This window comes from Salegentibacter chungangensis (assembly GCF_042678405.1).
Lineage (GTDB): Bacteria > Bacteroidota > Bacteroidia > Flavobacteriales > Flavobacteriaceae > Salegentibacter_A > Salegentibacter_A chungangensis.
On the sequence record NZ_JBHTLI010000001.1, the window covers coordinates 1,778,444 to 1,804,552 of the forward strand.

At 42.0% G+C, this 26,109-nt stretch carries 26 protein-coding genes and 1 riboswitch; of the genes, 13 read left to right on the plus strand and 13 right to left on the minus strand.

The window, feature by feature from the left end:
• Positions 1-5 precede the first annotated feature (5 nt).
• Positions 6-722: a pirin family protein gene (locus tag ACFQ3Q_RS08085; RefSeq protein WP_380744665.1), complete on the minus strand. Its 717-nt coding sequence runs from the start codon at positions 720-722 to the stop codon at positions 6-8.
• 102 nt (positions 723-824) lie between these two features.
• On the opposite strand from ACFQ3Q_RS08085, the gene ACFQ3Q_RS08090 reads away from it, so the two are divergent.
• From ACFQ3Q_RS08090 to cls, 3 genes are read left to right on the plus strand one after another with little or no spacing between them, the layout of a single operon-like run.
• Positions 825-1,529: an alpha/beta fold hydrolase gene (locus ACFQ3Q_RS08090; RefSeq protein WP_380744668.1), complete on the plus strand. Its 705-nt coding sequence runs from the start codon at positions 825-827 to the stop codon at positions 1,527-1,529.
• A gap of 10 nt (positions 1,530-1,539) precedes the next feature.
• Positions 1,540-2,493, plus strand: coding sequence for a lytic transglycosylase domain-containing protein (locus ACFQ3Q_RS08095; protein WP_380744669.1), 954 nt, complete (start codon positions 1,540-1,542; stop codon positions 2,491-2,493).
• Positions 2,494-3,957 carry a cardiolipin synthase gene (gene cls, locus ACFQ3Q_RS08100; protein ID WP_380744672.1) on the plus strand — a complete coding sequence of 488 codons (1,464 nt, stop codon included), beginning with the start codon at positions 2,494-2,496 and terminating at the stop codon, positions 3,955-3,957. It abuts the gene before it with no gap.
• A 3-nt stretch (positions 3,958-3,960) separates the two neighbouring features.
• On the opposite strand, the gene ACFQ3Q_RS08105 is transcribed toward cls, so the two are convergent.
• Together ACFQ3Q_RS08105 and ACFQ3Q_RS08110 are read right to left on the minus strand one after the other, a co-directional pair.
• On the minus strand, positions 3,961-4,665 hold the full coding sequence (locus tag ACFQ3Q_RS08105; protein WP_380744674.1) for a TlpA family protein disulfide reductase: 705 nt from the start codon (positions 4,663-4,665) through the stop codon (positions 3,961-3,963).
• Between the two features lie 141 nt (positions 4,666-4,806).
• The gene (locus ACFQ3Q_RS08110) at positions 4,807-5,322 is read right to left on the minus strand and encodes a tetratricopeptide repeat protein (protein WP_380744676.1); all 516 of its coding nucleotides are present in this window, start codon (positions 5,320-5,322) and stop codon (positions 4,807-4,809) included.
• A 152-nt stretch (positions 5,323-5,474) separates the two neighbouring features.
• On the opposite strand from ACFQ3Q_RS08110, the gene rpmH reads away from it, so the two are divergent.
• From rpmH to ACFQ3Q_RS08125, 3 genes are all read left to right on the plus strand, one after another.
• Positions 5,475-5,633 carry a 50S ribosomal protein L34 gene (gene rpmH, locus ACFQ3Q_RS08115; RefSeq protein ID WP_011708966.1) on the plus strand — a complete coding sequence of 53 codons (159 nt, stop codon included), beginning with the start codon at positions 5,475-5,477 and terminating at the stop codon, positions 5,631-5,633.
• A 103-nt stretch (positions 5,634-5,736) separates the two neighbouring features.
• Entirely contained in the window at positions 5,737-8,589 is a 2,853-nt protein-coding gene (gene carB, locus ACFQ3Q_RS08120) for a carbamoyl-phosphate synthase large subunit (protein WP_380744678.1), read from the plus strand.
• An 80-nt stretch (positions 8,590-8,669) separates the two neighbouring features.
• Complete coding sequence (locus ACFQ3Q_RS08125) at positions 8,670-9,062, plus strand: DUF423 domain-containing protein (protein ID WP_380744680.1); 393 nt, start codon at positions 8,670-8,672, stop codon at positions 9,060-9,062.
• Here the strand turns inward: ACFQ3Q_RS08125 and ACFQ3Q_RS08130 are convergent.
• From ACFQ3Q_RS08130 to ACFQ3Q_RS08160, 7 genes are all read right to left on the minus strand, one after another.
• Positions 9,059-10,009 (minus strand): bile acid:sodium symporter family protein, encoded by a 951-nt coding sequence (locus ACFQ3Q_RS08130; protein WP_380744682.1) that lies wholly within the window; start codon positions 10,007-10,009, stop codon positions 9,059-9,061. The two genes, ACFQ3Q_RS08125 and ACFQ3Q_RS08130, sit on opposite strands and share 4 nt — an antisense overlap.
• On the minus strand, positions 10,006-10,554 hold the full coding sequence (locus tag ACFQ3Q_RS08135) for an acyl-CoA thioesterase (protein WP_380744683.1): 549 nt from the start codon (positions 10,552-10,554) through the stop codon (positions 10,006-10,008). Before ACFQ3Q_RS08135 ends, ACFQ3Q_RS08130 begins: the two co-directional genes overlap by 4 nt.
• A gap of 3 nt (positions 10,555-10,557) precedes the next feature.
• Positions 10,558-10,926, minus strand: a complete 369-nt coding sequence (locus tag ACFQ3Q_RS08140; protein ID WP_380744685.1) for a 6-phosphogluconate dehydrogenase — start codon at positions 10,924-10,926, stop codon at positions 10,558-10,560.
• 1 nt (position 10,927) lies between these two features.
• A complete protein-coding gene (gene rmuC / locus ACFQ3Q_RS08145) occupies positions 10,928-12,355 on the minus strand; it encodes a DNA recombination protein RmuC (RefSeq protein ID WP_380744688.1) in 1,428 nt (475 codons plus the stop codon).
• Between the two features lie 63 nt (positions 12,356-12,418).
• A complete protein-coding gene (locus tag ACFQ3Q_RS08150; protein WP_380744690.1) occupies positions 12,419-13,219 on the minus strand; it encodes an ABC transporter ATP-binding protein in 801 nt (266 codons plus the stop codon).
• A gap of 2 nt (positions 13,220-13,221) precedes the next feature.
• The gene (locus tag ACFQ3Q_RS08155) at positions 13,222-14,253 is read right to left on the minus strand and encodes an iron chelate uptake ABC transporter family permease subunit (protein ID WP_380744692.1); all 1,032 of its coding nucleotides are present in this window, start codon (positions 14,251-14,253) and stop codon (positions 13,222-13,224) included.
• The gene (locus tag ACFQ3Q_RS08160; RefSeq protein ID WP_380744694.1) at positions 14,253-15,389 is read right to left on the minus strand and encodes an ABC transporter substrate-binding protein; all 1,137 of its coding nucleotides are present in this window, start codon (positions 15,387-15,389) and stop codon (positions 14,253-14,255) included. The genes ACFQ3Q_RS08155 and ACFQ3Q_RS08160 overlap by 1 nt, the downstream gene beginning before the upstream one ends.
• 69 nt (positions 15,390-15,458) lie before the next feature.
• A riboswitch (cobalamin riboswitch) is annotated at positions 15,459-15,685 on the plus strand.
• 31 nt (positions 15,686-15,716) lie between these two features.
• On the opposite strand from ACFQ3Q_RS08160, the gene ACFQ3Q_RS08165 reads away from it, so the two are divergent.
• Positions 15,717-17,546: a TonB-dependent receptor plug domain-containing protein gene (locus ACFQ3Q_RS08165; protein ID WP_380744696.1), complete on the plus strand. Its 1,830-nt coding sequence runs from the start codon at positions 15,717-15,719 to the stop codon at positions 17,544-17,546.
• A 3-nt stretch (positions 17,547-17,549) separates the two neighbouring features.
• Positions 17,550-18,635, plus strand: coding sequence for a YncE family protein (locus tag ACFQ3Q_RS08170; RefSeq protein WP_380744698.1), 1,086 nt, complete (start codon positions 17,550-17,552; stop codon positions 18,633-18,635).
• Between the two features lie 61 nt (positions 18,636-18,696).
• On the opposite strand, the gene ACFQ3Q_RS08175 is transcribed toward ACFQ3Q_RS08170, so the two are convergent.
• The gene (locus ACFQ3Q_RS08175; protein ID WP_380744700.1) at positions 18,697-20,196 is read right to left on the minus strand and encodes a S41 family peptidase; all 1,500 of its coding nucleotides are present in this window, start codon (positions 20,194-20,196) and stop codon (positions 18,697-18,699) included.
• A 135-nt stretch (positions 20,197-20,331) separates the two neighbouring features.
• On the opposite strand from ACFQ3Q_RS08175, the gene ACFQ3Q_RS08180 reads away from it, so the two are divergent.
• The 4 genes from ACFQ3Q_RS08180 to ACFQ3Q_RS08195 are packed head-to-tail and all read left to right on the plus strand — an operon-like array spanning position 20,332 to position 22,431.
• Positions 20,332-20,847, plus strand: a complete 516-nt coding sequence (locus ACFQ3Q_RS08180; protein ID WP_380744702.1) for an RNA polymerase sigma factor — start codon at positions 20,332-20,334, stop codon at positions 20,845-20,847.
• On the plus strand, positions 20,828-21,280 hold the full coding sequence (locus tag ACFQ3Q_RS08185; protein ID WP_380744704.1) for a hypothetical protein: 453 nt from the start codon (positions 20,828-20,830) through the stop codon (positions 21,278-21,280). Before ACFQ3Q_RS08180 ends, ACFQ3Q_RS08185 begins: the two co-directional genes overlap by 20 nt.
• 11 nt (positions 21,281-21,291) lie before the next feature.
• Positions 21,292-21,819 (plus strand): DUF4252 domain-containing protein, encoded by a 528-nt coding sequence (locus ACFQ3Q_RS08190; protein ID WP_380744706.1) that lies wholly within the window; start codon positions 21,292-21,294, stop codon positions 21,817-21,819.
• 3 nt (positions 21,820-21,822) lie between these two features.
• A complete protein-coding gene (locus ACFQ3Q_RS08195) occupies positions 21,823-22,431 on the plus strand; it encodes a DUF4252 domain-containing protein (protein WP_380744708.1) in 609 nt (202 codons plus the stop codon).
• Positions 22,432-22,495: 64 nt separating this feature from the next.
• Here ACFQ3Q_RS08195 and purB read toward each other — a convergent pair whose 3' ends face one another.
• Complete coding sequence (gene purB / locus ACFQ3Q_RS08200; RefSeq protein WP_380744710.1) at positions 22,496-23,833, minus strand: adenylosuccinate lyase; 1,338 nt, start codon at positions 23,831-23,833, stop codon at positions 22,496-22,498.
• A gap of 229 nt (positions 23,834-24,062) precedes the next feature.
• Positions 24,063-24,746, minus strand: coding sequence for an SIR2 family NAD-dependent protein deacylase (locus tag ACFQ3Q_RS08205; protein ID WP_380744712.1), 684 nt, complete (start codon positions 24,744-24,746; stop codon positions 24,063-24,065).
• A gap of 112 nt (positions 24,747-24,858) precedes the next feature.
• Between ACFQ3Q_RS08205 and ACFQ3Q_RS08210 the strand changes: the two genes are divergently transcribed.
• On the plus strand, positions 24,859-26,076 hold the full coding sequence (locus ACFQ3Q_RS08210) for a hypothetical protein (protein WP_380744714.1): 1,218 nt from the start codon (positions 24,859-24,861) through the stop codon (positions 26,074-26,076).
• The last annotated feature ends 33 nt before the right edge of the window (positions 26,077-26,109 follow it).

Consider the following 26,109-nt stretch of genomic DNA (forward strand, 5'->3'; position numbering starts at 1 on the left):
AGTTTTTAGTTCATTGGCACTTCGATGACCAGGATTTTTGAAGGCTGAATGAGGTCGAAATTTATTGTTTCGGTGTTCCAGATACCTATGGCATCGCGTTTCTTTAGAATATCTTCACCTATTTTTGCTTCACCTTCAATCATAAATACATACACCCCGTGTCCCGGTTTTCTGATTGTATAGGCCGCGTTTTTTCCTTCTTCGAACTCTCCTAAATGCAAATAGGCTTGCTGATGGATCCAGAGAGCTTCCTTGGGATCATCGCTTTCTGGGGCAACAATATTCGTGAAACTGTTAGGTTTTAATTTATCTTCAAAGTTTTTCTGATCATATCTGGGTTCCACATTTTGCCTGTCCGGAAAGATCCATAATTGCAAAAGGTTGAGTTCCTGGTCGCTGTTGGCGTTCATTTCACTGTGTTGAACCCCTTTCCCCGCGCTCATTACCTGTACGTCTCCGGCCTTGATGGTACCCGAGTTATTCATAGAATCCTTGTGTTTTATGGCGCCTTTAAGGGGAATGGTGATGATCTCCATATCCTTATGGGGGTGAGTTCCGAATCCTGTTCCTCCGGCTACAAAATCGTCGTTGAGCACTCGTAGCAGGCCAAACTGAAGCCGGTCCGGATTAAAATAATTTGCAAAACTGAAAGAATAATTGGCGTTTAACCATCCGAAGTTAGCAGTACCTCGGGATTTTGCAGGGTGAAGGATTTTATCCATTATTTTTAATCTTTCTTATTGTGAAAGCCAATAAAATAGCAGTAATTTTGATTAGTAAATTTACGGCTTTAGACACGGGGTTTATGTTATATACTTGTTAAAATGACTGGTGATCAATCTCCTATACACGTTTATTTTATGCCGGGAATGGCTGCTAATCCGGCAATTTTTGAGCATATAAAACTGCCGGAAGATAAATTTAGGGTGCATTATTTAAAATGGATAATTCCGGATCCTGACGAGAGCCTTACCGATTATGCTCTAAGAATGAACAAGCATATTAAACATGAGAATCCGGTGTTGATAGGCGTTTCCTTTGGCGGGGTTGTTGTTCAGGAAATGAGTAAATATCTTAAATTAAAAAGGCTTATTATTATTTCCAGCGTAAAGTGTCGGGATGAACTTCCAAGGAGAATGCGATTTGCGGCAATTACGGGGTTTTTCAGGATGATCCCAACAGGACTTGCCGGTTACGTAGATTACTTTGAAAAGATAGCTTTTGGAGATTTTGCCAAGAAAAGGGCGAAACTATATAAGAAATACCTTTCGGTAAAGAATAAGGTTTATCTCGATTGGGCTATAAAAAATATGGTCTTATGGGATTGTGATAAACCGCCGGAAAATATAATTCATATTCACGGCGATAAAGACGAGATTTTCCCGTTTAGGTATATAGGGGATTGCATTCGTGTAAAAGGAGGTACCCACGTTATGGTGATAAACCGTTTCAGGTGGTTTAATGAACATCTCCCTGAAATTATTCTGGAAGGAAAGATTAAAAAAAGGAAAAAAACTCAAATTGAATAAACTTAATGCTATGAAGATGATAAAGAATGCTTTGATGATTGTTGGATTTCTTGTGGTGTGCGCAGTAAGTATAAATGCAGTACAGGACGGAGGTTCAGAAAATGCCGAAAACAGGACCTATGATAAGAAGGAGAAAAAGAATGTGGTGAAGGATTATAATATCTATGCCTTACCGGTGCCTGAAGAAATGGACTTTGCAGGAGAGGAAGTACCTTTGGATGAGCCGGATATACACGAACGTATAGACAGGGAGTTACTGGTGAATACTTACTGGCAGTCTAACGCTTTACTTCTAATGAAGCGTGCTAATAAATATTTTCCTGTAATTGAGCCTATTCTGAAAGAGGAAGGGGTGCCTGAAGATTTTAAATACCTTGCGGTGATCGAGAGCGGTCTTACCCAGGCGGTTTCACCGGCAAGAGCTATCGGTTTCTGGCAGATAATGGAAGGAACCGGGAAAGATTATAAACTTGAGATTAATGATAATGTAGATGAGCGTTATCATATAGAGAAATCTACACGGGTTGCTGCTAACTACCTTAAAAAAGCTAAGGAAAAGTTTGGAACCTGGACCCTTGCTGCTGCGGCGTACAATGCAGGAAATGCCGGGATTGCACGACAGCTGGAACGTCAGAAAGTCAATGATTATTACGACCTTCTGCTTGGCGAGGAGACCGGAAGATATATGTTCAGAATACTTGCTCTTAAAGAGATTATGAATCATCCTGAAAAATACGGCTTCAATTTTGACCAGGATGATCTGTATCATCATATCCCTACATACGAGGTGAAAGTAGATACTGCTGTTTCAGATTTTGCCGACTTCGCCAAAGATTTTGGCATCAATTACAAGATCCTGAAGATTCACAATCCCTGGCTAAGGGAGGCGCATTTAAATAATGCTTCCAGAAAGACTTACTTTATAGATATTCCAAAAGAAGGTTATTACAATATGGGAAAATAAATGGAGTTTCTCAGGGATCATATCTGGTGGATCTTATTTGGTGCAAATTACCTGATAGCCTTTGCTACTGCCGGATTTGAAGTGATGCAGAACCGCGAGCCGGTGAAGTCCATTTCCCTGATCTTTGCTCTCATTGTCCTCCCTTTTATAGGAATAATTATCTATTATCTCTTTGCTCAGGACTACCGGAAAGACAAGATCTTTAACCGGAAAAGGGTCTATGACCACAGAATGATCAAAGAATGGGAAGATAAGCTGCTGCTGGGGGAAGAGGAGCTTGAAAGAATGACCTACGGGCCTATCAAGAAAAAGATAAAGCTCGTACGACTGCTTCAGAATAACCAGGCTAAACCACTCACTTTAAGGAACAGCGTAAAGATCCTTATCAATGGGGAAAAAAAATTCAAGCTCCTGTTCGAGGATATTGAAAAAGCCGAAAAGCATATTCATGTTGAATACTATACCTTCAATAGTGACCAGATAGGAAAACGCTTGATCCTGCATTTGTGCAAAAAATCAGAACAGGGTGTTTCCGTTAAGGTAAGCTATGATTATGTGGGAAGTTCTATCAGCAATAATGTGCTGAAGCGGATGAAGGCATCCGGTATTGAGGTCTATCCGTTTATGCCGGTTTGGTTTTCGGCTTTTACCCCTAAGCTTAATTATAGAAATCACAGAAAGATCTGCGTGATAGACGGCTGCATAGGTTATGTGGGTGGGGTTAATGTGACCGATGATTCTATTAACTATGAGGAGGATCCAAAGAATAAATTCTACTGGCGCGATACGCATTTAAGGATAAGAGGCCACGCAGTAAAATCTTTGCAGGCGCAATTTCTTCTGAATTTTAATTTTGTGAGTGGCAGGGAGGTAGAGCTGAAAGACGAGTATTTTCCTGAGGTAAATCTTAATGAGACCACTGCTGTTCAGATCGCCTCCAGCGGACCTGATACCGACTGGAGAAATATTATGGAGGCTATATTTACAGCCATAAACACCGCCGAAAAATATATTTATATCACTACTCCTTATTTTATTCCGAATAATCAGATCTTAACCGCCCTTTGCACGGCCAGCAGGCAGGGAGTGGATGTGCGGATCATTATTCCGCAGAAGGGGGACTCAGTGATCGCTAAATATGCCACAAATTCCTTTATCCAAATGCTGCTGGAATCCGGGATCAAGGTTTATCATTACTGTAAGGGAATGGTGCACGCAAAAACGCTAATTGTGGATGATGTGCTTTCTTCCGTGGGAACCTGTAACCTGGACAATCGCAGCTTCGAGATCAATTTTGAAATTAATGCTTTTGTTTTTGATGAAAATGTAGCCACTGAACTTTGTGAGAACTATAAGGCAGATATTGAGGAAAGCGAAGAATTGCTGCTGGAGGAATGGGTAAAGCGATCGATGTCAGAAAAAGTAAAGGAAAGCCTGTGTAGATTGCTGGGGCCTTTACTGTAAGATTTATTCGGCAATGGAGTTCTCTGCGAGATCCATTCGGTCATTGTCAGGGATCAGGTGAGTGCTTATTCCTTCTTCTATGGCTCTGAAATTCCTGTTGAAAGATTCTTCTTTAGATGATGCGTAAGTCGAGGAAGGATTTCTTCTAATGTCTTCTATTCTTTTCTCTTTATCTAAAAGGAAGCAGGTAGGAAGTCCTAAGGAATGTTTTAATTGCTTCACAACGAATCCTCCGCTGTTTTTACTTTCATCTACATAAACCACGTTAATGTGGTCGCTAAATTCCTTAGCCTTTTTCCTTACGATCTTAGGGTCATCCCAATACAGGACGATAAAATCGATCTTATCATGATATTTTTCAGCCATTTTGTTCAGGGCCGGGATCTCACCTTTCCCGGGGATACACCAGGACGCATAAGTGATAAGATATACCGGCTTTTCAAAATCGTATAAGGAAACTTCCTTCTTCTTAAGAGATCTGAATTTGAAGTTATTCATATAGCTGCCGCTAAGGGAAAAATTCACCAAAGAGTCGAAAAGTTCTTCAGCTCTTTCGTAGTCTCTGTATCGGTATGCCTGCTTTGCTTTTTGTTCGTATTTGGGAAGATGCTTATAGAGAGCTTCAGAAAAATACAGTCGTTCGTCCTCTTTTTGCTGGGCAAAAAGTGTAGGGCTAAAAAGTATAAAAAGGAGTACTATTTTCCTCACTGCATTTTGATTGGGGCATTCAAAACGCGAAGGTAGTTTTCAGGATCCTTAGTTCGAAAATTAATCGTTCAACGACCTATATATTAGTTAAAAGTTTTTGAACTCTTAACTTCACAGAAATTAACCAAATTTTGCAAAAAATTAGATCTTTTTCATCTGCTGCTTCATCATTCTTATCTGGTCGTTCAGCATCCCGTGTTTATCAAGCTTCTTGGCTTCAGCCAGCAGGTTAGTGGCTTCTCTTTTACGGCGTTTGGTCATTGCGATCCCGGCAAGGTTAAGTTTGGCCATTGCAAGGTCCTGGTCCATAGAAAGCCCTAATTTGATAGCTCTTTTAAAGAATTTTTCGGCCTGCGTGATATTGGTTTGTGAAACCATAAGCCCGTGAAGGTACCAGTAATACCCTTGTTGTTTCTGGGTAAGGGCGGTCTCCGGGTTCCTGATCTTGTCCAGCCATTTTTTGGCGCCGTCAAAATCCTGTTTTCTCAGCCTCAAGAAGGCCATTAATATCATTTCATTTTTAAAGTAAAGGAAGATGAAAATAAGGGAGAGAAGGATGTACATAATCCCGTTTCCTATATTACCTTCTACAAATTGCCAGATCGCTAAGGCGATGATAAGGGCGGCTAAAACTAATTTGATATTTTTATTGAACATGGTACTTTTGTTTTGCAGGCGGCAAAGGTAATAAAAACAATTAAAAATTATTTTAATTTAGTATTTGTAGGAGTTAAAAAGCTTTGTATATTTGCACGCAGTTTTACAGAGAGCTATAAAAACGATTTCACAGAAGATTAAAGATATTTAAAATGAAAAGAACGTTTCAACCATCCAAGAGAAAAAGAAAGAATAAGCACGGCTTCAGGGAGCGTATGGCAAGTGCTAACGGCAGAAAAGTCCTTGCAAGAAGAAGGGCTAAAGGCAGAAAGAAATTATCGGTATCTTCTGAGAACAGACATAAACACTAATGAGGAATTGGTTTTAAAATAATAAAGGTGTTACTTTTTTTAGTAACGCCTTTTTTTATATCCAATTGCTTCCTTATTTTTATCAACAACACAATACGAAAAAATGCCCAAGAACAACAACCTTAAAAGTATCCTTATCATAGGCTCTGGACCTATAGTTATAGGTCAGGCTTGTGAATTTGACTACTCCGGAACCCAATCATTAAGATCCTTAAGAGAAGACGGGATAGAGACGATCCTTATCAACTCTAACCCGGCAACGATTATGACCGACCCCTCGATGGCCGATCACGTTTATCTTAAGCCTCTTACCACGAAATCTATTATAGAGATCCTTAAAAAACACCCTAATATAGATGCCGTACTGCCTACTATGGGAGGTCAGACCGCATTGAACCTTTGTATAGAAGCAGAGGAGAAAGGGATCTGGGAAGATTTTAATGTAAAACTGATAGGTGTGGATATTGACGCGATCAATATCTGTGAAGACCGTGAAAAATTCAAACAATTAATGGGTAAGATTGGAGTTCCTGTAGCTCCTGCAAAAACCGTAACGTCTTATCTGCAGGGAAAAGAAGTAGCGCAGGAATTCGGTTTTCCGTTAGTGATTAGAGCATCTTTTACTCTTGGAGGAGGAGGTGCATCTTTTGTGCACAATCCCGAAGATTTTGACGAAATGCTTACCTATGGGCTGGAAGCATCGCCAATTCACGAGGTGCTTATAGATAAAGCTTTGCTCGGATGGAAAGAATATGAGCTGGAACTGCTTCGCGATAAGAACGATAATGTTGTAATTATCTGTACTATCGAGAATATGGATCCAATGGGGATCCATACGGGAGACTCCATTACCGTGGCTCCGGCAATGACCCTTAGTGACACGGCTTTCCAGAAGATGAGGGACCAGGCAATTAAGATGATGCGCAGCATAGGTGACTTTGCCGGTGGATGTAACGTGCAGTTTGCGGTAAGCCCGGATGAAAAAGAAGAGGTATACGCTATCGAGATCAACCCTCGTGTATCCCGTTCTTCGGCACTGGCCTCTAAAGCAACCGGTTACCCGATCGCCAAAGTGGCTACTAAACTTGCTATCGGGTACAATCTTGACGAATTAGATAACCAGATCACCAAATCCACTTCGGCTTTATTTGAGCCTTCTCTGGATTATGTGATCGTGAAAATACCACGTTGGAACTTCGATAAATTTGAAGGATCTGACCGCACTCTTGGACTTACGATGAAATCTGTAGGAGAAGTGATGGGAATCGGGAGATCTTTTCAGGAAGCCCTTCATAAAGCCACCCAGTCGCTTGAGATCAAGAGAAACGGGCTTGGTGCCGACGGTAAAGGCTATACCAAGTATGATGAAATTATTGAGAAATTAACCTACCCTAGCTGGGATCGCGTTTTTGTGATCTATGATGCTATTCAAATGGGGATTCCGCTTAGCCGCATTCACGAGATCACCAAGATCGATATGTGGTTTCTTAAGCAATATGAAGAACTTTATGCCCTGGAGGCAGAGATCTCCACTTATGATATAAACACCCTGCCTAAAGACCTGCTGCTGGAAGCTAAGCAGAAAGGCTTTGCCGACAGGCAGATTGGTTATATGTTGAATTGCTGGGAAAGTGAGGTCTATAATAAACGTGAGGAACTGGGTGTAAACCGGGTTTATAAACTTGTGGATACCTGCGCGGCCGAATTCAAGGCTGAAACTCCTTATTACTATTCTACTTTTGAAGCTGATATTGAAACCGCAGACGGAAATAAATATGTGGCCAATGAAAGTAAGGTAAGTGATAGAAGAAAGATCGTAGTACTGGGGTCAGGACCGAACAGAATAGGCCAGGGGATAGAATTTGATTACAGTTGTGTGCACGGAGTACTTGCTGCGGCCGAATGTGATTATGAGACCGTAATGATCAACTGTAACCCTGAAACCGTGTCTACCGACTTCGATGTTGCCGATAAACTTTATTTCGAGCCGGTATTCTGGGAACACATTTACGATATTATTCGTCACGAAAAACCGGAAGGTGTTATCGTGCAGCTGGGTGGACAAACCGCTCTTAAATTGGCGGAGAAGCTTAGTCGTTATGGCATTAAGATTATGGGAACCAGTTATGAGGCTCTTGATCTTGCCGAAGATCGGGGAAGTTTCTCTAAATTACTTCAGGATAACAATATACCTTACCCTGATTTTGGTACGGCCGAAACTGCCGATGAGGCTCTTACACTTGCAGATGAGCTTGATTTTCCAATATTGGTAAGGCCTTCGTACGTATTAGGAGGTCAGGGAATGAAGATCGTGATCAATAAACACGAGCTGGAAGAACACGTTGTAGATCTTCTTAGAAAAATACCGAATAACAAACTTCTTCTGGATCACTATCTGGACGGTGCTATTGAAGCCGAGGCAGATGCGATATGCGATGGAGAAGATGTTTATATCATAGGAATTATGGAGCATATTGAGCCTTGTGGGATTCATTCCGGAGACTCCAATGCTTTGCTTCCTCCTTTCAATCTTGGTGATCTTGTAATGGAGCAAATTAAGGATCACACTCGTAAGATCGCTCTCGCTCTTAACACCGTAGGGCTTATTAACATTCAGTTTGCCATCAAGGATGATAAAGTATACATCATTGAGGCAAATCCGAGAGCATCCCGTACGGTCCCGTTTATAGCGAAAGCATACGGAGAGCCTTATGTGAATTATGCTACCAAGGTAATGTTGGGAGAAAAGAAGCTTTCAGATTTTAAATTTGAACCTAAACTAGATGGATACGCCATCAAACAGCCGGTATTCTCCTTTGATAAGTTCCATAAGGTGAATAAGCAGCTGGGGCCTGAGATGAAAAGTACTGGAGAAAGTATTTTGTTCATTGACAGTCTGAAGGATGATGAATTTTATGACCTTTATTCAAGACGAAAAATGTACCTGAGTAAGTAGGTGGTTTTCAAAATTTTTTAAGCTCATTGGGAAATAAGTGTTAAATTGTTTCCTAATGGGCTTTTTTAATACCTAAAACTATGAAAGAATTAGTCTTGATTATTGGCGGTATCTATGGTACTCTTGCTGTTATTTTTGGTGCTTTTGGTGCTCACGCACTTAAAAAGCGCTTTACTGCAGATCAGCTTAAAAGTTTTGAGACCGGGGTGAAATACCAGATGTATCACGCCATTATGCTTATCATTTGCGGAATCAGTTTTCCGTTCCTGGTGCTCTCACAGCAGTTGACGGCGCTCTTTTTTATAATTGGAACCTTTCTTTTCTCTTTCAGCATCTATGCGCTGAATCTGGGAGCGTCTTCAGGAAAAAAGTTTCGGTTTATGGGACCTGTTACCCCGGTTGGGGGATTACTGCTTATCATTGGCTGGGTGTTGTTTACGATCAATATCGCCAAGATCGCTCTTTACCTTTAATTATCTTCCCGGTGACCATATTTTTCAGCGAAAAAGGCAATGATCAGTAACTGAAGCGAATGGAACAGCATTACAGGCAGTAGTAACAGACCTGTGTTGGCACTGTTACCAAAAATTACTTTTACCATTACCGAGCCGTGTACAAGAGATTTCTTGGTTCCGCAGAACTGGGAAGTGATCTTATCTTTAATATTATAGCCCATCAGGTTACAGAAAGCGCCTATCCCGAAGTATACTAAAAAGAAGAGGATTACGACTATGATCACCAGTTTCGCCAGGTCTAATGGATCTACACTGGTAAAAACACCTGAGGTAAAAGAATTGCTGAAACTGGAGTAAACAATAAGTGTGATGGTGGTTTTATCCAAAAGCCCCAGTTTTTTGCTGTGTTTTCTCGCGAAATGCCCCCATATCTTTTGCAGTAACAGTCCGATTATCAAAGGAAAAACGATCTGCCAGCATAATTTGAGAATAACATCCAGGAACTGAAAATCGGTCGTGCTCTTCAGGAAAAAGCTAAGCCATAAAGGCGTCATTACAATCCCCAGAAGCCCTGAGAGACTTGCGTTGAAGATGGCTGTAGGTAGATTTCCCCTGGCCAGTGAAACCATTACTATAGATGAGGAAACCGTTGAAGGCAGGGTTCCCAGGAAGAATAGCGCGATCCAGAGTTGGGATTCTACGCCTTTTTCAAAGAAGGGAAGGCAAAGTAATGTCAGTATTGGAAAAAGCACAAATGTGCTGGCCTGTACAAGGATGTGGACTTTATAGTTCATAAGTCCCTCCCGGAACTCGTGAGGGGAGAGTTTAAGCCCGTAGAAAAAGAAAATAAGGCCAATTCCTATGTCCGTAATGGTTTTCAAGGGGAGAATTTCTGTCCCCTGAGGTAAAAAATAGGCGACCACTATGGCCAGGAAAAGGGCGCTTATGAATCCGTTAAACTTCAATCCGTACGTTCTATTTTAACTTTATGTTCTTCGAGTATGTGCAGGTATTCTTCCGAAGCGAAATCGGTATCATTGAATTCTTTCTTATTCTTGAACTTCATTTTGTTACGCTTGATGCTTTTGGCAAAACGCCTGATATCATCTTCTGTTTCCAGTATAAGGCCGGGAATCTGCATTGATTTCCCTTCTTTGTCTTTCGCAACCATTGTGAAATAGGAAGAGTTGCAATGTTTCTTTTGGCCGGTCTGTATATTCTCAGCCTCAACACGAATCCCGATCACCATAGAACTGTTCCCGGTATAGTTCACCGAGGCCTTCATTGTGACAAGCTCGCCGATCTCGATGGGTTTCAGGAAGTCTACGGTGTCTACGCTGGCAGTAACACAGTAAGTGCCGGAATGTTTGGAGGCACAGGCAAAAGCGATCTGGTCAAGCAAAGAAAGGATGTACCCTCCATGTATCTTCCCGTTGAAATTCGAATGGGAGGGAAGCATCAGTTCAGAGATCACTACCCTTGAGTCTTCTATTTTTTTGAATTTGGTCATTTTCTATCTGTTTCTAAAATGTGGTGAAACGGCTTCTTCTACATGGGTAATGAAATACTTTGTATCTCCCCAGAAGAAAAATGTGGCATAACGCTCTTTGTAGGTAAGTTTCACATAGTTCCCCTCATTGTCCTTAAGGTCTTGAATGACTTTTTGGTCTTTATCGAGTACCGAGAACTGAAAGATTTGTGCGCCGCTAATTCCCTGGCTTATTTCACCTTCCCAGGTCTTGGAGATCACGCCCTTTCGGCTGAATTTAATGAGTTCTCCGCTTCGGGTTCCTTCACTATAAGGCACGAAATAAACGAAAGCGAACCAGGCCAAAAAAAGCAGGAATATCACTCCCAGTATGGTAAATAGTGTTTTCTTCATTTTATTCGTTTTTTTCTGATGTTGCTGCATCCTCGGTCAGGTTTTCTTCCAGGGCTTCAGTCCGGGAGATCAGCTTTTGGTCGATTTGTTTACTGGCCTTAGCGCCAAGTTTCTTAAGTTTTTCAACCCGGCGTATCAGGTTGCCTTTACCTGTAAGTTTTTTCATCGCCCCTTCATAGGTGTTCTGAACCGTTCCCAGTTGCCTTCCAACCTTTAGCAATTCGTCTGTAAGATTGGTAAAGGAATCATATAAAGCACCGGCCTGGGTGGCTATCTCTATGGCATTCTGCTTTTGCTTTTCGTTCTGCCACATACTGTCTATGGTCTTTAGAACCGCAAGCAGGGTGGTAGGGGTTACTATAATGATATTCTTGTCAAAAGCTTCTGAATAAAGATTGGGATATTCATTGGAAGCCAATGCAAATGCCGCTTCAATAGGGATGAAAAGCAACACAAAATCAGGGCTCTCCATCTGGTAAAGGCTGTGATAGTTCTTCGCGCTTAGTTCGCTCACCCGGTTTCTTACGGAGATCAGGTGATTTTTTAAATGCGTGTTCTTTTCGTCTTCTTCGGTCTCGTTGATGTAACGTTCGTAGGCATTCAGGGAAACCTTAGAGTCCACGATCATTTTCTTGTCGCCCGGCAGATGGATGATCACATCGGGCATTACTCGCTTACCTTCAGTGGTGCTAAAGTTCTGCTGAACAAAATATTCGCTGTCCTTTTGGAGTCCGCTGCGTTCGAGCACCCGTTCCAAAACCATTTCACCCCAGTTCCCCTGGGTTTTGGTGTCACCCTTCAAAGCTTTGGTGAGGTTGTTGGCTTCCTTGCTCATCTGCTCGTTCAGGTCTTTCAGCCCAAGTATCTGCTGCCTGAGGCTCGCGTGCCTGTCTATGCTTTCTTTATTCCCTTCTTCGATCCTTTTTTCAAAATGCTGAATTTTCTCCTGGAGCGGATTCAGGATATTCTGAATATTCTCTTTATTAAGCGAGGTGAATTTCTCCGATTTCTGGTCTAGGATCTTGTTGGCGAGGTTTTCGAACTCCTTCTGAAATTTCTCCTGCAGTTTTTCCACCTCGGCTTTTTGTTCTTCATTTCGCTGCTGAAGATTTTCAAATTCCGAATTTTTCCTGGTGAGTTCGGTACTTAGAAAATCCTTTTCCCGGCGGATCTCTTCCCGTTCATTTTCAAGCTTTTCGGCCTGCTTTTGCATTGAAAGCTTTACTTCAGATAATTCATTTTTATAATTTTCTAAATTGCTGTTTATCTGATTTTTAAGTTCTTCTATTTGAAGAGATAATTGGCTGTTTTTCTCCTGAAGGATACTGGTGCTGTTCTTGTTTTTAAGCCCGGAAATCAGTTTTCCAAAGAAGAAGCCAAGCAGGAGGGCTACAACGAAAATTATCAGAAAGCTTAGGTAGTCGGTCATTTAGGAAAGGCTCTTTTTCCAAAGATACTTATTTGAATGAATTGTTCTAAAATTAGCCTAGGATTATTTACCGGGGTTGATCTTAAAGGAAGCTGAATCTTTATCGAACCTTATAAGGCCTTCGGGGAAGACGCTTGAAAAGGCTCCGGAATCCAGGAGTTCTTTTGGGGTCCCGGTGAGCACCTTATCTTCCTGCATCAGGATGATCCTGTCGCAAAGCTGAATCGCAAGATTTATCTCGTGGGATGCAAAAAGAATAGCCTTTTTTGTCTTTCTGGTTAATTTCTTGAGCAACTTCAGCACGTAAGCTTTGTGGTAAAGGTCAAGGTGAGTGGTGGGTTCATCGAGAATTACAAGGGGAGTGTCCTGTGCGATCGCCCTTGCAATAAGAACCTTTTGCATTTGTCCGTCACTTAGCTCATAACACTTTTTATCCTTGAGGTTATCGATATCCACTATCTCAAGGGATTTTTTGATCTTCCGAAGGTCATTCTTGCTTAAGGTGCCTATCCAGTTAGTGTATGGCTGCCGGCCTAGAGCGACAAGCTCAAAAACACTTAAATTCTTTGAAATTGGCTGGCCGGTTAGGACAAGGCTTATCAACGAAGCTTTTTCCAAAGGTTCTATCTTCCTGATTTCGGTATTCCTTATCAACACCTTACCTCTCAGGGGCTCCTGAACCCCGCTTAAAGTTCTTAGCAGGGTAGACTTGCCCACACCATTGATCCCGATCACGGCTACCAGTTCTCCTTCATTGACCTCGATCTCAATATTGCCGGCAATAAGCTTTTCAGCTTTTTTGCTGTGGTAACCAATGTCGAGATCTTCAGTTTTCAGGATGCTATTTGAGTCGGGTTTATTCAAGATCAGAATAGAAATTTACGTTTTCTTACCAGAAGCCAGATCACTACCGGCGCTCCAATAAGCGAAGTTATTGCATTTATAGGTAGGGTGAATTCATTTCCGGGCATTTGTGCGGCGATGTCGCAAACAAGCATTAGGGCGGCTCCCCCAAGGATTACTGCCGGCATCAGAATGCTGTGATTGTTGATGGGGATCACCTGCCTGATTAAATGCGGAACCGCCAGCCCTACAAAGGCGATAGGCCCTGCAAAGGCAGTGATGCTTCCTGCCAGCAAACTGGTGGCGATAATGATCAGCAATCTGTTCCTCTGAATACTTACCCCAAGGCTTTTAGCATATTGCTCTCCCAAGAGAAGGGTGTTCAGGTTTTTGATACAGGATATAGCCAACAGGATCCCTGTAAGCCAGATTACGGCCAGTATAGACACTTCTTCCCAGGACAGGTCTCCAAGACTTCCAAAGGACCAGAAAACGTACTGCTGAAGCTCTGAAGCCGGACTAAAGTATGCCAGGACACTTACCACGGCAGCCGTAAGACTGGCGAACATCAGCCCGATAATTAGAATGGCCATAGTATCGCGTAACCTGGTGGAGGCCAGCATAACGGCCATTAACACCAGTAAGCTTCCCAAACTTGAAGCGATCACAATGCTCCACTTTGAAAGCAGCAGAGCAGCAAAGCTCCCGCCAATAAGTGTAGCTCCCATCAGGACGATGGCCACTCCAAGGCTTGCACCGCTACTTAGTCCCAAAACGTAAGGTCCCGCCAGCGGATTTCGAAAAAGGGTTTGCATTAAAAGTCCGCTTACAGCAAGCCCGGAGCCTGTTATGATCGCGGTAATAGCCTTAGGGAGCCGGTATTCGACCACGATATAGCGAAAAGTCTCTTTGCTAACCTCAAGATTAAATACCGAGCCTATAATGTCTTTTATTGGGATATCCACAGAGCCCAGGCCGATATTTATAAAGGTAAGCAGGATCACCGCCATAAATAGGAGGATAAGGATTCCTGTATATTTTCTAATTGCGGGCATTATTCCTGCAGGGCTTTAAAGAAAGTTGATTCGTAATCTGGCAGTAATTGCGGATGAAATATAGAAATTAAGTCTTTAAGAACAAGGTCAGGGCGCTGCGGTCCTAATTCGAAATAGAGGATCCCGCCCGTTTCTCCTTTGGTCAGACTCACGCTATAAACATTTTTATTCTGTACCGCCTTAAACTGGCTGTAATGTTCCGATTCGCTTAAAAGCTGGGAGTATGAGGTGAATTGCCCGGCACTTACCCAGAAGTCGACGGCCTGGGCTTTTGCGAGTACGCTCTCGAAAGAAAGAGACATACTGCCGTTTCCTTTCGTGTCAGCATACACATAAGCTGCGTTGGCATCCTTGATGAACTGGGCCTGCCAGGAATTTCCATAGGGCATATACCATTGATCTCTGAACATAGACCCGCTTAAGACTTTAGGGGTTTCCTTCGCTGTTTTAGCAAGTTCTTTAGATTCCTGATAAGAGGACTTTATTTCGTTAAAGATCTCTTTTGCTTCTTCATTTTTATTGAAAAAAGCTCCGAAGAATTTGATCCATTCGGCTTTGCCTAAAGGAGTTTCCTCGGTCCAGTCACCGTTATAGACTACCGGAATTCCTGTTTTTTTAATAGTTTGAAAACTCTTGTTGTTCCCGTCTATGGCAAAACCTACCACCACATCGGGCTGAAGGTCTATAAGCACTTCAGTGTTGATATTCTCGTTTTTTCCAAGCTCTTTTACCTCACCTGAATTAATCAGTTTCCTCGTTTTTTCTGAAGAAATATAATCCAGTCCAGGGAAGCCTGTCAGTGCTTTTTCTTCATTCAAAGCTTCAAGGGCAGGAATATGGGTGGTGGAAGTAACCACCAGTTCTTTTACCGGGACTTCAATTTTTTCATCATACTCCAGTCCTGCAGGAAGCTTCACATTTTTCCGCACTAAAAGGTAGGTGAAAGCCTCTTTTGCTTCGGGCCAGGGGCTGTTCACTTTTAGTATTGAATAATCCTCAAAATTTTCAATGCTAAAGCCTTTTGCATATTCGATCTTCACAGATTCACCTTTGTCCGGTGAAGCCACAGGCTTTTTTTCCCGGTCTTTACAGGATAGAAAGCAGAAGAGGGAAAAAAGAAAGATGATTTTTTTCAAAAACTTAGATTTTATGATTCAAAAGTAAGATTATTTGAAAATTTATGGCTTCAACAAACTGAAATGTTTATTTTCGCAATGAATTTTGGTTCGGATGCGAATATTTTCGCGCCGATTAAAAGGGAATCAGGAGAAGTTTTTGGACTTCGGTAAAGCCTGAGCTGTTCCCGCAACTGTAAGCTTAGTTCCGCAACCCGGAATGCTTGTTATACCTCTTCAAACCACTGTCTTTTTTAAGATGGGAAGGTGAATAGCAAGACGCGAGCCAGGAGACCTGCCAAAAGTAACTGTTAAAACCCAGGACTTTCGGGATAAAGGTCAAGAGGCATGAAAAATATAAGATTCTACATTTTTTTTATCGGCTTGCTCTGCTCAACGCCTGTTTTTTCTCAAAACGATAGTATTACGCGATTGGAGGAGGTGGTGCTTAGTGATGTAAAATTATACCAGAACACCAGGGGACAGGAGGTAAGCGTTTTATCAGATTCCTTGCTCACCGAAAATGAACCTTTCTTAACTTCTGTGCTTAAATTCAATTCCCCGGTATATATCAGGGAGAATGGGTATGGGATGGTGGCTTCCCCGTCTTTCAGAGGGACTACGGCTTCCCAGACAGCGGTGGTATGGAACGGGATCAATATCAACTCTCAGTTTAACGGGCAGACCGATTTTAATACGATCAACACCTCGGGCTACGATAATGTGGCAGTAAGGGCAGGAGGAGGAAGCGTGATCTACGGCAGCGGGGCTATAGGCGGGAGCATTCACCTGAACAACCGTTTTGAGTTTGGCAAGGGCCTTCGGAATAAATTAAGGCTGAATTACGGAAGTTTCAATACGCTTTCGGGAGATCTTTCTTCCGGCTTTTCTTCGGAAAAATTTTCCGTTTATGCCGGTCTTTCCGGGGTCACTTCAGATAATGACTATAAATATCCCGGGACCGAAAAGTATAATGAAAATGGTGATTTTCACAACCTGGGCTTCCGTGGCGGGAGCGCGTACTGGCTGGATAAAAATAATGTTCTGAAGTTTCACACTATGTATTATGAAGGGGAGCGGGCTTTTTCTGGAACCCTGACTGCTCCTTCCAACAGTAAATACCAGGACGTGAATAACCGAAATCTCCTGGAATGGAAAGGTTTTTTCAACAAATTCACTTCAGATCTGAAACTAGCTTATCTCGATGAGCATTATAAATACTATGAAAACCGGGATAGTGAAAACTTTGAATTCGGCGATGCTAAAACCTTCATTTCCAGATACGACCTGAACTATAATGCCGGCAATGGAATTCAGCTTAACGTTATTCTGGATTACCGCAATACCCTGGGTAAGGGAAGTAATTTTGATAAAAGAGAAAGAAATACAGGGGCTTTGGCCTTTCTTTACAGTCAGGATCTTGATCGATTTTCCTATGAAGCCAGCCTGAGGAAGGAACTAAGCGACCGCTATGAATCCCCTTTATTGTTTGCTTTAAGTGGCGGCTACGACCTTACTTCATTCTATAACATAAAGTTCAGTATTTCGAAGAATTACAGGATCCCTGCTTATAATGATTTGTTCTGGGCAGGTAGCGGAAATCCCGATCTCAGGCCTGAGACTTCCTGGCAGGGAGAGCTGGGACAGAAATTTCATTTTGATAATGCAGAATTTGGCGCTATTGTTTACCTGATGAAGATCGACGATCTGCTGCGCTGGGTGCCCAATAACTCCGGGCTTTGGCGGCCGCAGAATACCGAAAGCGTTACCAACTACGGGCTCGAGCTTCGCGGAAATCTGGATAAGGATTTCGGGCAACATCATTTCAGCCTGAATTCTACCTATGCATATACCAGGACTAGGGATGATAAGCTCGGGAAAGAGCTTATCTATACCCCGAAGCATAAAGCAACAGCATCGCTGGGGTATGCTCTGAAACATTTTTCCACATTTTTTCAATTCCTCTATAACGGCCCTATATATACCTCTACCGACAATGCTTACAAGCTTGATGGTTATAGCATTTCCAACCTGGGAGTGGCTTATGCCTTTGGCGTGAAGAAGAAACTGAAGTTAGGGCTGGAACTGCGCAACCTGTTTGATAAGAAATATCAAAGCTTACCGTCCCGGCCAATGCCCGGACGCTCAATAAACTCATCACTAACCTTTAAATTCTAATTAATGAACATCAAAAAATTATTGTTCCTCGGCCTGACCACTGTATTTGCATTCACTTCCTGTGAAAAGGAAAGCTCAGAAGAGATTCCACAACCGGAAGTGGAAGGAGATTACGCTTCAGGAGCCTTTGTGCTGAATGAAGGGAATTTCGGTTCCGGAAACAGCAGCATTTCCTTTCTAAATGAGGATATGACCGGCATAACCCATCATATTTTTACCGAAGAGAATCAAGTGGAACTCTTAGGAGATACAGGACAGGACATCGGTTTCTATGAAGACTATGCTTTTATAGTGCTGAATGTTTCGAATAAAATTGAAGTGGTGGACCGAAACAGCTTTGAGAGGATCGGGACTATTGACAGCGGCCTGCTGAATCCGCGGTTTATAAGCTTTGCCAACGGAAAGGCTTATGTGACCAATTGGGGTGACGGGACCAATCCCGATGATGATTTTATTGCCGTTATCAACCCGGAAAACTTGGAGATCATAAAGAATATAAGTGTTTCGGAAGGACCTGACCAGATCGTTTCGGCTAACGGAAAGCTTTATGTGGCACACCCGGGAGGGTTTTCTATAAGCAATAAATTGTCTGTGATCAATTCGGCTTCAGATGAAGTGGAGAAGCAGGTTGAAGTAGGGGAGATTCCTAATTCCCTTGAAGTTAGCGGGAATTCGTTGTGGATCGCCTGCAGCGGAAAGCCGGCATATTCCGGGGAGGAAACTGCGGGAAGTATCCTGAGAATGGATCTTGGAAACGGGGAGATAGCTGAGAAATTTCAATTTGCTGAAGCAACTGCCCATCCTTCCAATTTAGAACTGAATGATGTTTTTGTTTATTACACTCTGGGAACCCAGGTATATAGTTTTGACCAGAATGATACTTCCTTACCTGAAACTCCCTTTATGAGCCTGGAGGAAGCAGCTGTTCTCTATGGTTTTGAGGTCGCGGACGGCCTGATCTTCGCGGCTTCAGCAAATGCAGATTTTACGGGAGACGGCGATCTTTATATTTATGATGCCACCACCGGGAACCTGCTTAATTCCTTTAAAACAGGGATTAATCCCAACGGAATTTTCTTCAGCGAATAGATCAGTTTTAACAATAAAAAACCCGCAGAACAGCGGGGTTTTTATATTTATTTGAATCCTGTTATTGATTTCTCTTAACAGGAGGGAGCTTATCAATGTACATTCGCTGGTAACTTGGTTCATTCATTCCGGATTCTCCAAGAAGTTTTAAATGAAGCTCGTCTTCCATCGGCTCCACTTTTCGGATACCCTGCACGGCATCGAGAGCTTTCGAAAGCAATCGCTCAGAAGGATCTCCAAGCTCTCCAAAGTTCCTAATGCTTTCGCTTATTGAAATTTCGGGAGCTAGTCCTCCAAAATAGTCTGATTTACCTTCAGCATTTACCGACTTTAGAACAAGTGGTTGGATGGCATATTTGTGATTAGGGTTTGCATCTTTCCTGTTGAAATCTTCAGAATCATAAAGTGTTACGGACGCCTGAAATTTTCCTCTGGTTTTTTCCCCAATATGAACCACATTAATATAAGGGTCCAAACCATTTATTATAAGCTCACTGGCAGAAGCTGATGACCTTGTCGCAATTATGTAGATATTTTCTAACTCCAGACTATTGATCACTTCACCATTAAGACCATAAGAGCTGTCTTTTCTCAGGTTAGTATGAAAGTTATTATAGATATACTGGGGATAATTTTCCTCTAAATATGGCTGGAGATATCTGTTCCATTGCTCTTTGGCAAAAAGCTTACCATCATATTGCCCGGTGATCATACTGGCAAGATCGGTCGCGGTTCTTACATCACCCCCGCCGTTATATCTCAGGTCAAGGATCAGGTCTGTTACTCCGTTTGCTTTAAACTCGCCGAATACATCATTTAATTCGTCGTCAAATGGTCCGGTAAATCCATTGTACATCAGGTAGCCTACTTTCCCGCCTCCAAGATCAAATGTCTTTGATATGTGAATAGGGTTTTCGGTAAGTTCTTCCTTGAACAGGTCTACTGTTTCCCCGGTTTCATTAATATTATCGTTTTCGTCTAAAGTGGCCAGACTCAGGCTAAAGGACTGCTCACCAAGTATGGTTCCAAGATTACCCGAAGTTATTTGCACTCCATCTACCTTTGTGAAGATCATCCCTCTTTCAACCCCTTCTTCATCTGCCGGGGACCCCGGAATAACATAACGCACAATACCAAGGACCTTAGAGTTATCATTGGGATAGTAGTACCATCCATATTCCATTCCTGTAGTACCTGTAGTACCCTGGAAATAATTTTCCAGCCATACATAGTCATCGGTCATAAAGCTGAATTCATCATATTCATCAGCAACAAGACCATTATAATATAGATCCTCCGGAGAGTTAAAGCCTCCCAGGAATTGGTTCAGGTCGGCCTGGCTGTCAAAGTAACCTTCTTCGGCTAATTCAGGGACCTCAGATTCATATAAATAATATATATCCATCGCTTCATAGATGAAGTTTTCAACTACAAATTTAGCCTCTTCCGGGTTTTTATTATCCGGGTTCTCTCCTACAGGCTCTCTCACATCGTCCATATCCTTGGAGCACGATGTTGCAAGCCCTGCGGCGAGTATTAAAAGAATTAGTAATTTGTACATTTTCATAGGTTAATTTTTCTTTTCAAGGTTCTAAAAGTAAATACAATTTCAGCAAATAAAAATTTTTATTGTAACAAATAGGTTTGATAGTCGTCGTAAGAGTACGAGGGTTATATGAAACCAACCAAACCAAAAATGAAACAACAAGCCTTCCTTAAAATCATTGATCCTGTGAAGGATAAGATGTATCGCCTGGCGTTGCGACTGCTTACCTCTAAAGAGGCGGCGGAAGATGCCACGCAGGAAGTGATCCTGAAATTGTGGGATCGTAAGGATAAGCTCAAGCATTATGCCAATGTTGAGGCATTTGCGATGACCGTGACCAAAAATTACTGTCTGGATCAGTTAAAACTGAAGCATAACAGTCACCTTAAAATTGTTCATCAAAATTATGACAGTGGTTCCATTTCGGCTCAGAGAGCCCTGGAAGTAAAGGATGAGCTTAGTTGGGTAGATAAAATTTTAAAGGAATTACCGGAACAACAGCAGATGATCTTTCAGTTAAGAGATGTGGAGCAATATGAATTTGAGGAAATCGCCAAAATTATGGATATGAACCACACCGCGATAAGGGTGGCCTTATCCAGAGCCAGAAAAAAAATAAGAGAAAGCTTAACTAAAAAGCACAATTATGGAATTGCGAGAAATTGAAAAACTAATAGAAAAGTATGAGGCTGCGGAGACCTCTCTTTCAGAAGAGAAGGCCTTGCGGGAGTACTTTAAAACCAGGGAGGTGCCGCCACGCCTGCAGGTTTACAGAGCGATATTTGGATATGCCCATCAGCAAAAGCAACAGCATTTTTCGGATATTCCTGAGCTGAAATCTGAAAGACGAAAAGTGAATTACTGGTGGAGTGGAGTAGCCGCTACGGTGATACTGGCATTAGGTTTGTTCTTATATCAGGATAATGATATGAGAAAGTCTCAGGAAGATCTGGGAACCATTACCGATGAAGAAATGGCCTATCAGAAAACAAAGGAGACCCTGAGGCTGGTTTCGGAATATATGAATGAAGGAACCGAAGACCTGGTATACCTTAAAGAATTTGGCAAAACAACAAATAAGATTATAAAAGAGAAATAAATTCAAACATCATGAAAAAGTTAATAATTGCAGTAATCGCCGCCTTAATGCCTTTTATGACAACGGCACAGTCTTTCGAGAAATATGAAAATATGAAAGACGTTGATGCGATGATCGTGACCAGTAAAATGTTCAAGATGCTGGCCAAAGTAGACCTGAGTGACACCGATCCTGAGGCTAAACAGTATATCAAGTTAATTGAAAACCTGGACCAGATAAGAGTTTTTACATCCAAAGACACTAAGGTGAGAAATCAAATGGCTAACGATGTAAAAAGCTACCTGCAGGGAGGTTCTCTGGAGCAGCTAATGAGGGTTACTGAAGACGGGAAGAATATCAAGTTTTATTCACGTCCCGGTAAAAATGATAATTACGTGAGCGAACTGTTTATGTTTATGGAAGGGAATAAAGACGGAGAACCTATCTCTATTATCCTAAGTATAACCGGCCAGATAGATCTGTCTCAATTGTCAAGACTTACTTCTGATTTGAAAGTTCCGGGAGCTGAAGAATTAAAAAATATCGAAAATAAATCCTAAATTATGAAAAGCTTTAAAATCTTAATCCTTGCAATCGCTGCAGTTAGCTTTGCCGCCTGCAATAACGACCCAAGTCTTCAGGAGTATTATGTGAGTAACCAGGAAGACAGTAAGTTCATCGCTATAGATATGCCTACAAGTATGTTTGCGAATGCCGACTCTTTAGATGAAGAGCATCGTGCAACCCTGGAATCGGTTAAAAAAGTGAATGTGTTAGCTTTTCCTTTAGAACAAGGAAAGGAAGCACTTGAAGCTGAAAAGGCAGAACTTCAGAACATATTGAAAAACGACAAATATCAATTGCTAATGAAGTATGGCTCCAACGGGAAAAAAGCTGAGGTTTATTTTACCGGGAAGGAAGATGCGATAGACGAGCTTATTGTTTTCGGATATGATGATACTCGTGGAGTGGGGGTTGCCCGTGTTCTTGGTGAGGATATGGACCCTGCAAAGATTATGAAACTGATTCGCTCTCTTGAAGAAGGAGATCTTAACGTGAAGGGAATTAAAGGTATTGCCGGAATGATAAATTCTAAGGTAAATGATGATAAGGCCTCTGAAGATCCAGAAAAGAAAGAGATTGAAATTGAAACTGAAGAGGAAGGCAAATAAGTCAAAATGCTATGAAAAAGAAAAGCCCCGGATTTCCGGGGCTTTTTTAATGATGTATCAGGACTCAGACCCCGGTATAGTTTTGAGGGGTGATAGCCTTCAGTTCTTCCTTTATCTCTTTAGAAACCTCAAGGGTTTCGATAAAACTGGCAATACTTTCCTTGTTGATCCTTTCATTGGTCCTGGTGAGGCCTTTTAAGGCTTCATAAGGGTTCTTATATCCTTCTCTTCTTAATATGGTCTGGATGGCTTCTGCAACCACAGCCCAGTTGGCTTCAAGGTCGGCGTTAAGCTTCTCTTCATTCAGTAATAATTTGTTCAAACCTTTTAAAGTCGATTTGAATCCGATCATACTATGGCCCAAAGGCACTCCGATATTCCTTAAAACCGTACTGTCTGTAAGATCACGTTGCAAACGACTGATGGGAAGTTTTGAAGAAAGGTGTTCAAAAATCGCATTTGCGATCCCAAGGTTCCCTTCACTATTCTCAAAATCTATAGGGTTCACTTTATGAGGCATTGCCGAAGATCCTACTTCTCCCTTTTTGATCTTCTGTTTGAAGTAGTCCATAGACACATAGGTCCAGATGTCGCGGTCCAGATCAATAAGAATGGTATTGATGCGTTTCAAGGCATCAAAAAGCGCAGCCATATGGTCGTAATGCTCGATCTGGGTAGTGGGAAAGGAGTGGTGCAGGCCAAGCTGCTCTTCCACAAACCTGGTCCCGAAGTCCTTCCAGTCGATGTCCGGGTAGGCCACTTTGTGAGCATTAAAATTACCTGTAGCGCCACCGAATTTAGCGGCGTGAGGAATTTGTTTTAATAATTCCAGTTGCTCTTTTATTCTGGTGGTGAATACGGAAATTTCCTTGCCTAATCTTGTTGGAGAAGCCGGCTGCCCGTGAGTTCTTGCCAGTAACGGTATGTCTTTCCAATCCTGGGAAAGTCCGCTCAGTTTTTCCTGAATCTCTTCAAGGGCTGGTAAATAATCGTTTATTACAGCGTCTTTTAAACTTAAAGGAACTGCCGTATTATTGATATCCTGGGAGGTAAGTCCAAAATGAATAAACTCTTTAGATTTTTCCAGTCCCAATTTTTCAAATTCTTCTTTCAGGAAATATTCTACCGCCTTAACATCGTGATTGGTGGTTTTTTCAATTTTCTTTATCGCTTTCGCATCTATATTGGTGAAATTCTCATAGAGGTCCCTTAATTTCGGGAATATGGCCCGGTCTACCTCTTTCAGCTGGGGCAAGGGTAATTCACACAGCGCTATAAAATATTCTACTTCAACTTTAACCCGGTATTTAATAAGGGCCTCTTCACTAAAATATAAGGCCAGGTTTTTGGTTTTAGAATGGTAGCGCCCGTCTATGGGAGAAATTGCAGTTAGCGGAGTCATTTTATGATGTTTTTACAATAAAAAATTAAAGGAGTAAATATACTGCTTCAAAACATTCTGAAAAACCGCTCTTCTGTTTTCTTTATAAACTTTTTGTCTCCGGCATTATGGCTTCTGTTTTCGCGAATGGATTTATTTTATTATTTCTGAATTTCGAGCATTTGGCTTTTTTTATTTAGTAATCTGAATAAAGGGAGATGTTCATTAGAAAAACTTTAATTAGGTCAGCCTACGGTTCAGATTTTAATTTTTCTGTCAGCTTAGGAACACCTTCAGAGGCATTTTCTTGAATAACTGTAAGCTCCCGGTTTTCTACAATGTTTGGTTTTGGATCTATAAAGTAAACAGGTGTTCCGGCCGGTGAAAAGTCTACAAGGCTGGCCGCGGGATACACCTGCATAGAAGTGCCCACTACAATTAGAATATCTGCCCGGGAAGCGATCCTCATTGCCTTTTCAAACAATGGAACTGATTCTCCGAACCAAACTACGTGAGGTCTTAACTGATAGTTGAATTCACAGAAATCTCCGATATTGATATCTTTTCTCCAGTCCATCACCAGCTTTTCATCAAAGGTGCTGCGGGCTTTCAGGAGTTCTCCGTGCAGATGGGTGACACTTGTACTGCCGGCTCTTTCGTGCAGGTCATCGATATTCTGGGTAATGATCTGCACCTCATAAAATTCTTCGAGTTCAGCTAGGGCATAATGAGCGGGGTTAGGCTCCACTTCTAAAAGTTGTCTCCTGCGCTTATTATAGAAATCCAGGACCAGTTCAGGGTCTCGCTCCCATCCCTGGGGTGAGGCAACCTGCATAACATCGTGTCCCTCCCATAAACCATCGGCGTCTCTAAAGGTCTTTATACCGCTTTCTGCGCTTATGCCGGCTCCGGTAAGTACAACTATGGTTTTCATTTAACAAAATATTATGAAAATTATAAGACATCTTAACAATCCGAGCTGCTGCCTGGCCCGTAGATATTAGCAGATGAATCAAAATTCAATTACTAATTTAAAACTTATTATTATGAAAAAGATTTTACTTGCCACAATCTTACTGGCAATTCCATTTTCATTCATTAGTTGTGACAAAGACGATGATGATATGGGGGGAAACGAAGGTCCCGATTTTATGGGAGAGACAATGGTCTATAACCTTAGTTCGGTTTCAGACGCTTCCATTTCGGGTACAGCTACCGTAATGGAAAATGAGGACAATAGTACGACCATCGAGATAAAATTGGACGGAACCTCCGATGGAATGCATCCGGCTCACATTCATTACAACACCGCGGCAGAAGGCGGGGATATAGCTCTTACGCTGGAATCTATTGATGGTTCTACGGGAATGAGCAGTACCACCTTTTCTACTTTAGATGACGGGACATCGGTGTCCTATGAAGATATTATAAATTTTGACGGATATATCAATGTTCATTTAAGTGCCGATGATCTCGGAACTCTGGTTGCACAAGGGGATATTGGTGAAAATATGCTTACGGGTGAATCAAAAACCTATATGCTGGAAGAACGTGATGCTGAAGGGATCAGCGGGATGGCAATGTTTCAGGAAAGGGTGAACGGAGAGGCCCTTGCCACTCTAATGTTGGAGAATACTCCTGACGGTGGAATGCACCCTGCACACATTCATACGAACACCGCTGCTGAAGGTGGAGATATAGCCTTTACCTTTAATTCGGTTAACGGAACTACCGGGATGAGCAGGACCAATGTGGCTGCGCTAGATGACGGGTCGGCTTTTATGTATGAAGATGTTCTGGATTATGACGGATATATCAATGTTCACTTAAGCGCCGATGCCTTAGGGACTCTTGTAGCCCAGGGAGATATCGGTCAGAATGAGCTTACAGGTAATTCTGAGTCTTATGATCTTAGCACGAAAGATGTAGCCGGAATTATGGGAACTGCAATGTTCAGTGAAAGAGTGAACGGCGAGACGCTTGTAACTATTATGCTTACAGGTACTCCTGCAGACGGAATGCACCCTGCACATATTCATATGGGATCTGTGGCAGAAGCTCCGGGAGATATCGCTATTACGCTTAACTCTATAGTTGGGGCAAGCGGAATGAGCAAAACCAATGTTACCAAATTCAATGGAGATGACGGTGAAAGTATAGACTTTGAGAGTCTTATCGAATATGATGGTTATATTAATGTTCACCTGAGTGCGGAACAGTTGGATGTTCTTGTAGCCCAGGGAGATATTGGTTCCAATTCATAATTGCGATTATATTTTAAGGAAAAAGCCCGGCAA

Bases quoted from the DNA above. Each gene is read 5' to 3' on its own strand.
- ACFQ3Q_RS08085 (WP_380744665.1), bottom strand. From the start codon at position 722: ATGGATAAAATCCTTCACCCTGCAAAATCCCGAGGTACTGCTAACTTC.
- ACFQ3Q_RS08090 (WP_380744668.1), top strand. From the start codon at position 825: ATGACTGGTGATCAATCTCCTATACACGTTTATTTTATGCCGGGAATG.
- ACFQ3Q_RS08095 (WP_380744669.1), top strand. From the start codon at position 1,540: ATGAAGATGATAAAGAATGCTTTGATGATTGTTGGATTTCTTGTGGTG.
- cls (WP_380744672.1), top strand. From the start codon at position 2,494: ATGGAGTTTCTCAGGGATCATATCTGGTGGATCTTATTTGGTGCAAAT.
- ACFQ3Q_RS08110 (WP_380744676.1), bottom strand. From the start codon at position 5,322: ATGTTCAATAAAAATATCAAATTAGTTTTAGCCGCCCTTATCATCGCC.
- rpmH (WP_011708966.1), top strand. From the start codon at position 5,475: ATGAAAAGAACGTTTCAACCATCCAAGAGAAAAAGAAAGAATAAGCAC.
- carB (WP_380744678.1), top strand. From the start codon at position 5,737: ATGCCCAAGAACAACAACCTTAAAAGTATCCTTATCATAGGCTCTGGA.
- ACFQ3Q_RS08125 (WP_380744680.1), top strand. From the start codon at position 8,670: ATGAAAGAATTAGTCTTGATTATTGGCGGTATCTATGGTACTCTTGCT.
- ACFQ3Q_RS08135 (WP_380744683.1), bottom strand. From the start codon at position 10,554: ATGACCAAATTCAAAAAAATAGAAGACTCAAGGGTAGTGATCTCTGAA.
- ACFQ3Q_RS08140 (WP_380744685.1), bottom strand. From the start codon at position 10,926: ATGAAGAAAACACTATTTACCATACTGGGAGTGATATTCCTGCTTTTT.
- rmuC (WP_380744688.1), bottom strand. From the start codon at position 12,355: ATGACCGACTACCTAAGCTTTCTGATAATTTTCGTTGTAGCCCTCCTG.
- ACFQ3Q_RS08155 (WP_380744692.1), bottom strand. From the start codon at position 14,253: ATGCCCGCAATTAGAAAATATACAGGAATCCTTATCCTCCTATTTATG.
- ACFQ3Q_RS08165 (WP_380744696.1), top strand. From the start codon at position 15,717: ATGAAAAATATAAGATTCTACATTTTTTTTATCGGCTTGCTCTGCTCA.
- ACFQ3Q_RS08170 (WP_380744698.1), top strand. From the start codon at position 17,550: ATGAACATCAAAAAATTATTGTTCCTCGGCCTGACCACTGTATTTGCA.
- ACFQ3Q_RS08175 (WP_380744700.1), bottom strand. From the start codon at position 20,196: ATGTACAAATTACTAATTCTTTTAATACTCGCCGCAGGGCTTGCAACA.
- ACFQ3Q_RS08180 (WP_380744702.1), top strand. From the start codon at position 20,332: ATGAAACAACAAGCCTTCCTTAAAATCATTGATCCTGTGAAGGATAAG.
- ACFQ3Q_RS08185 (WP_380744704.1), top strand. From the start codon at position 20,828: ATGGAATTGCGAGAAATTGAAAAACTAATAGAAAAGTATGAGGCTGCG.
- ACFQ3Q_RS08190 (WP_380744706.1), top strand. From the start codon at position 21,292: ATGAAAAAGTTAATAATTGCAGTAATCGCCGCCTTAATGCCTTTTATG.
- ACFQ3Q_RS08195 (WP_380744708.1), top strand. From the start codon at position 21,823: ATGAAAAGCTTTAAAATCTTAATCCTTGCAATCGCTGCAGTTAGCTTT.
- purB (WP_380744710.1), bottom strand. From the start codon at position 23,833: ATGACTCCGCTAACTGCAATTTCTCCCATAGACGGGCGCTACCATTCT.
- ACFQ3Q_RS08205 (WP_380744712.1), bottom strand. From the start codon at position 24,746: ATGAAAACCATAGTTGTACTTACCGGAGCCGGCATAAGCGCAGAAAGC.
- ACFQ3Q_RS08210 (WP_380744714.1), top strand. From the start codon at position 24,859: ATGAAAAAGATTTTACTTGCCACAATCTTACTGGCAATTCCATTTTCA.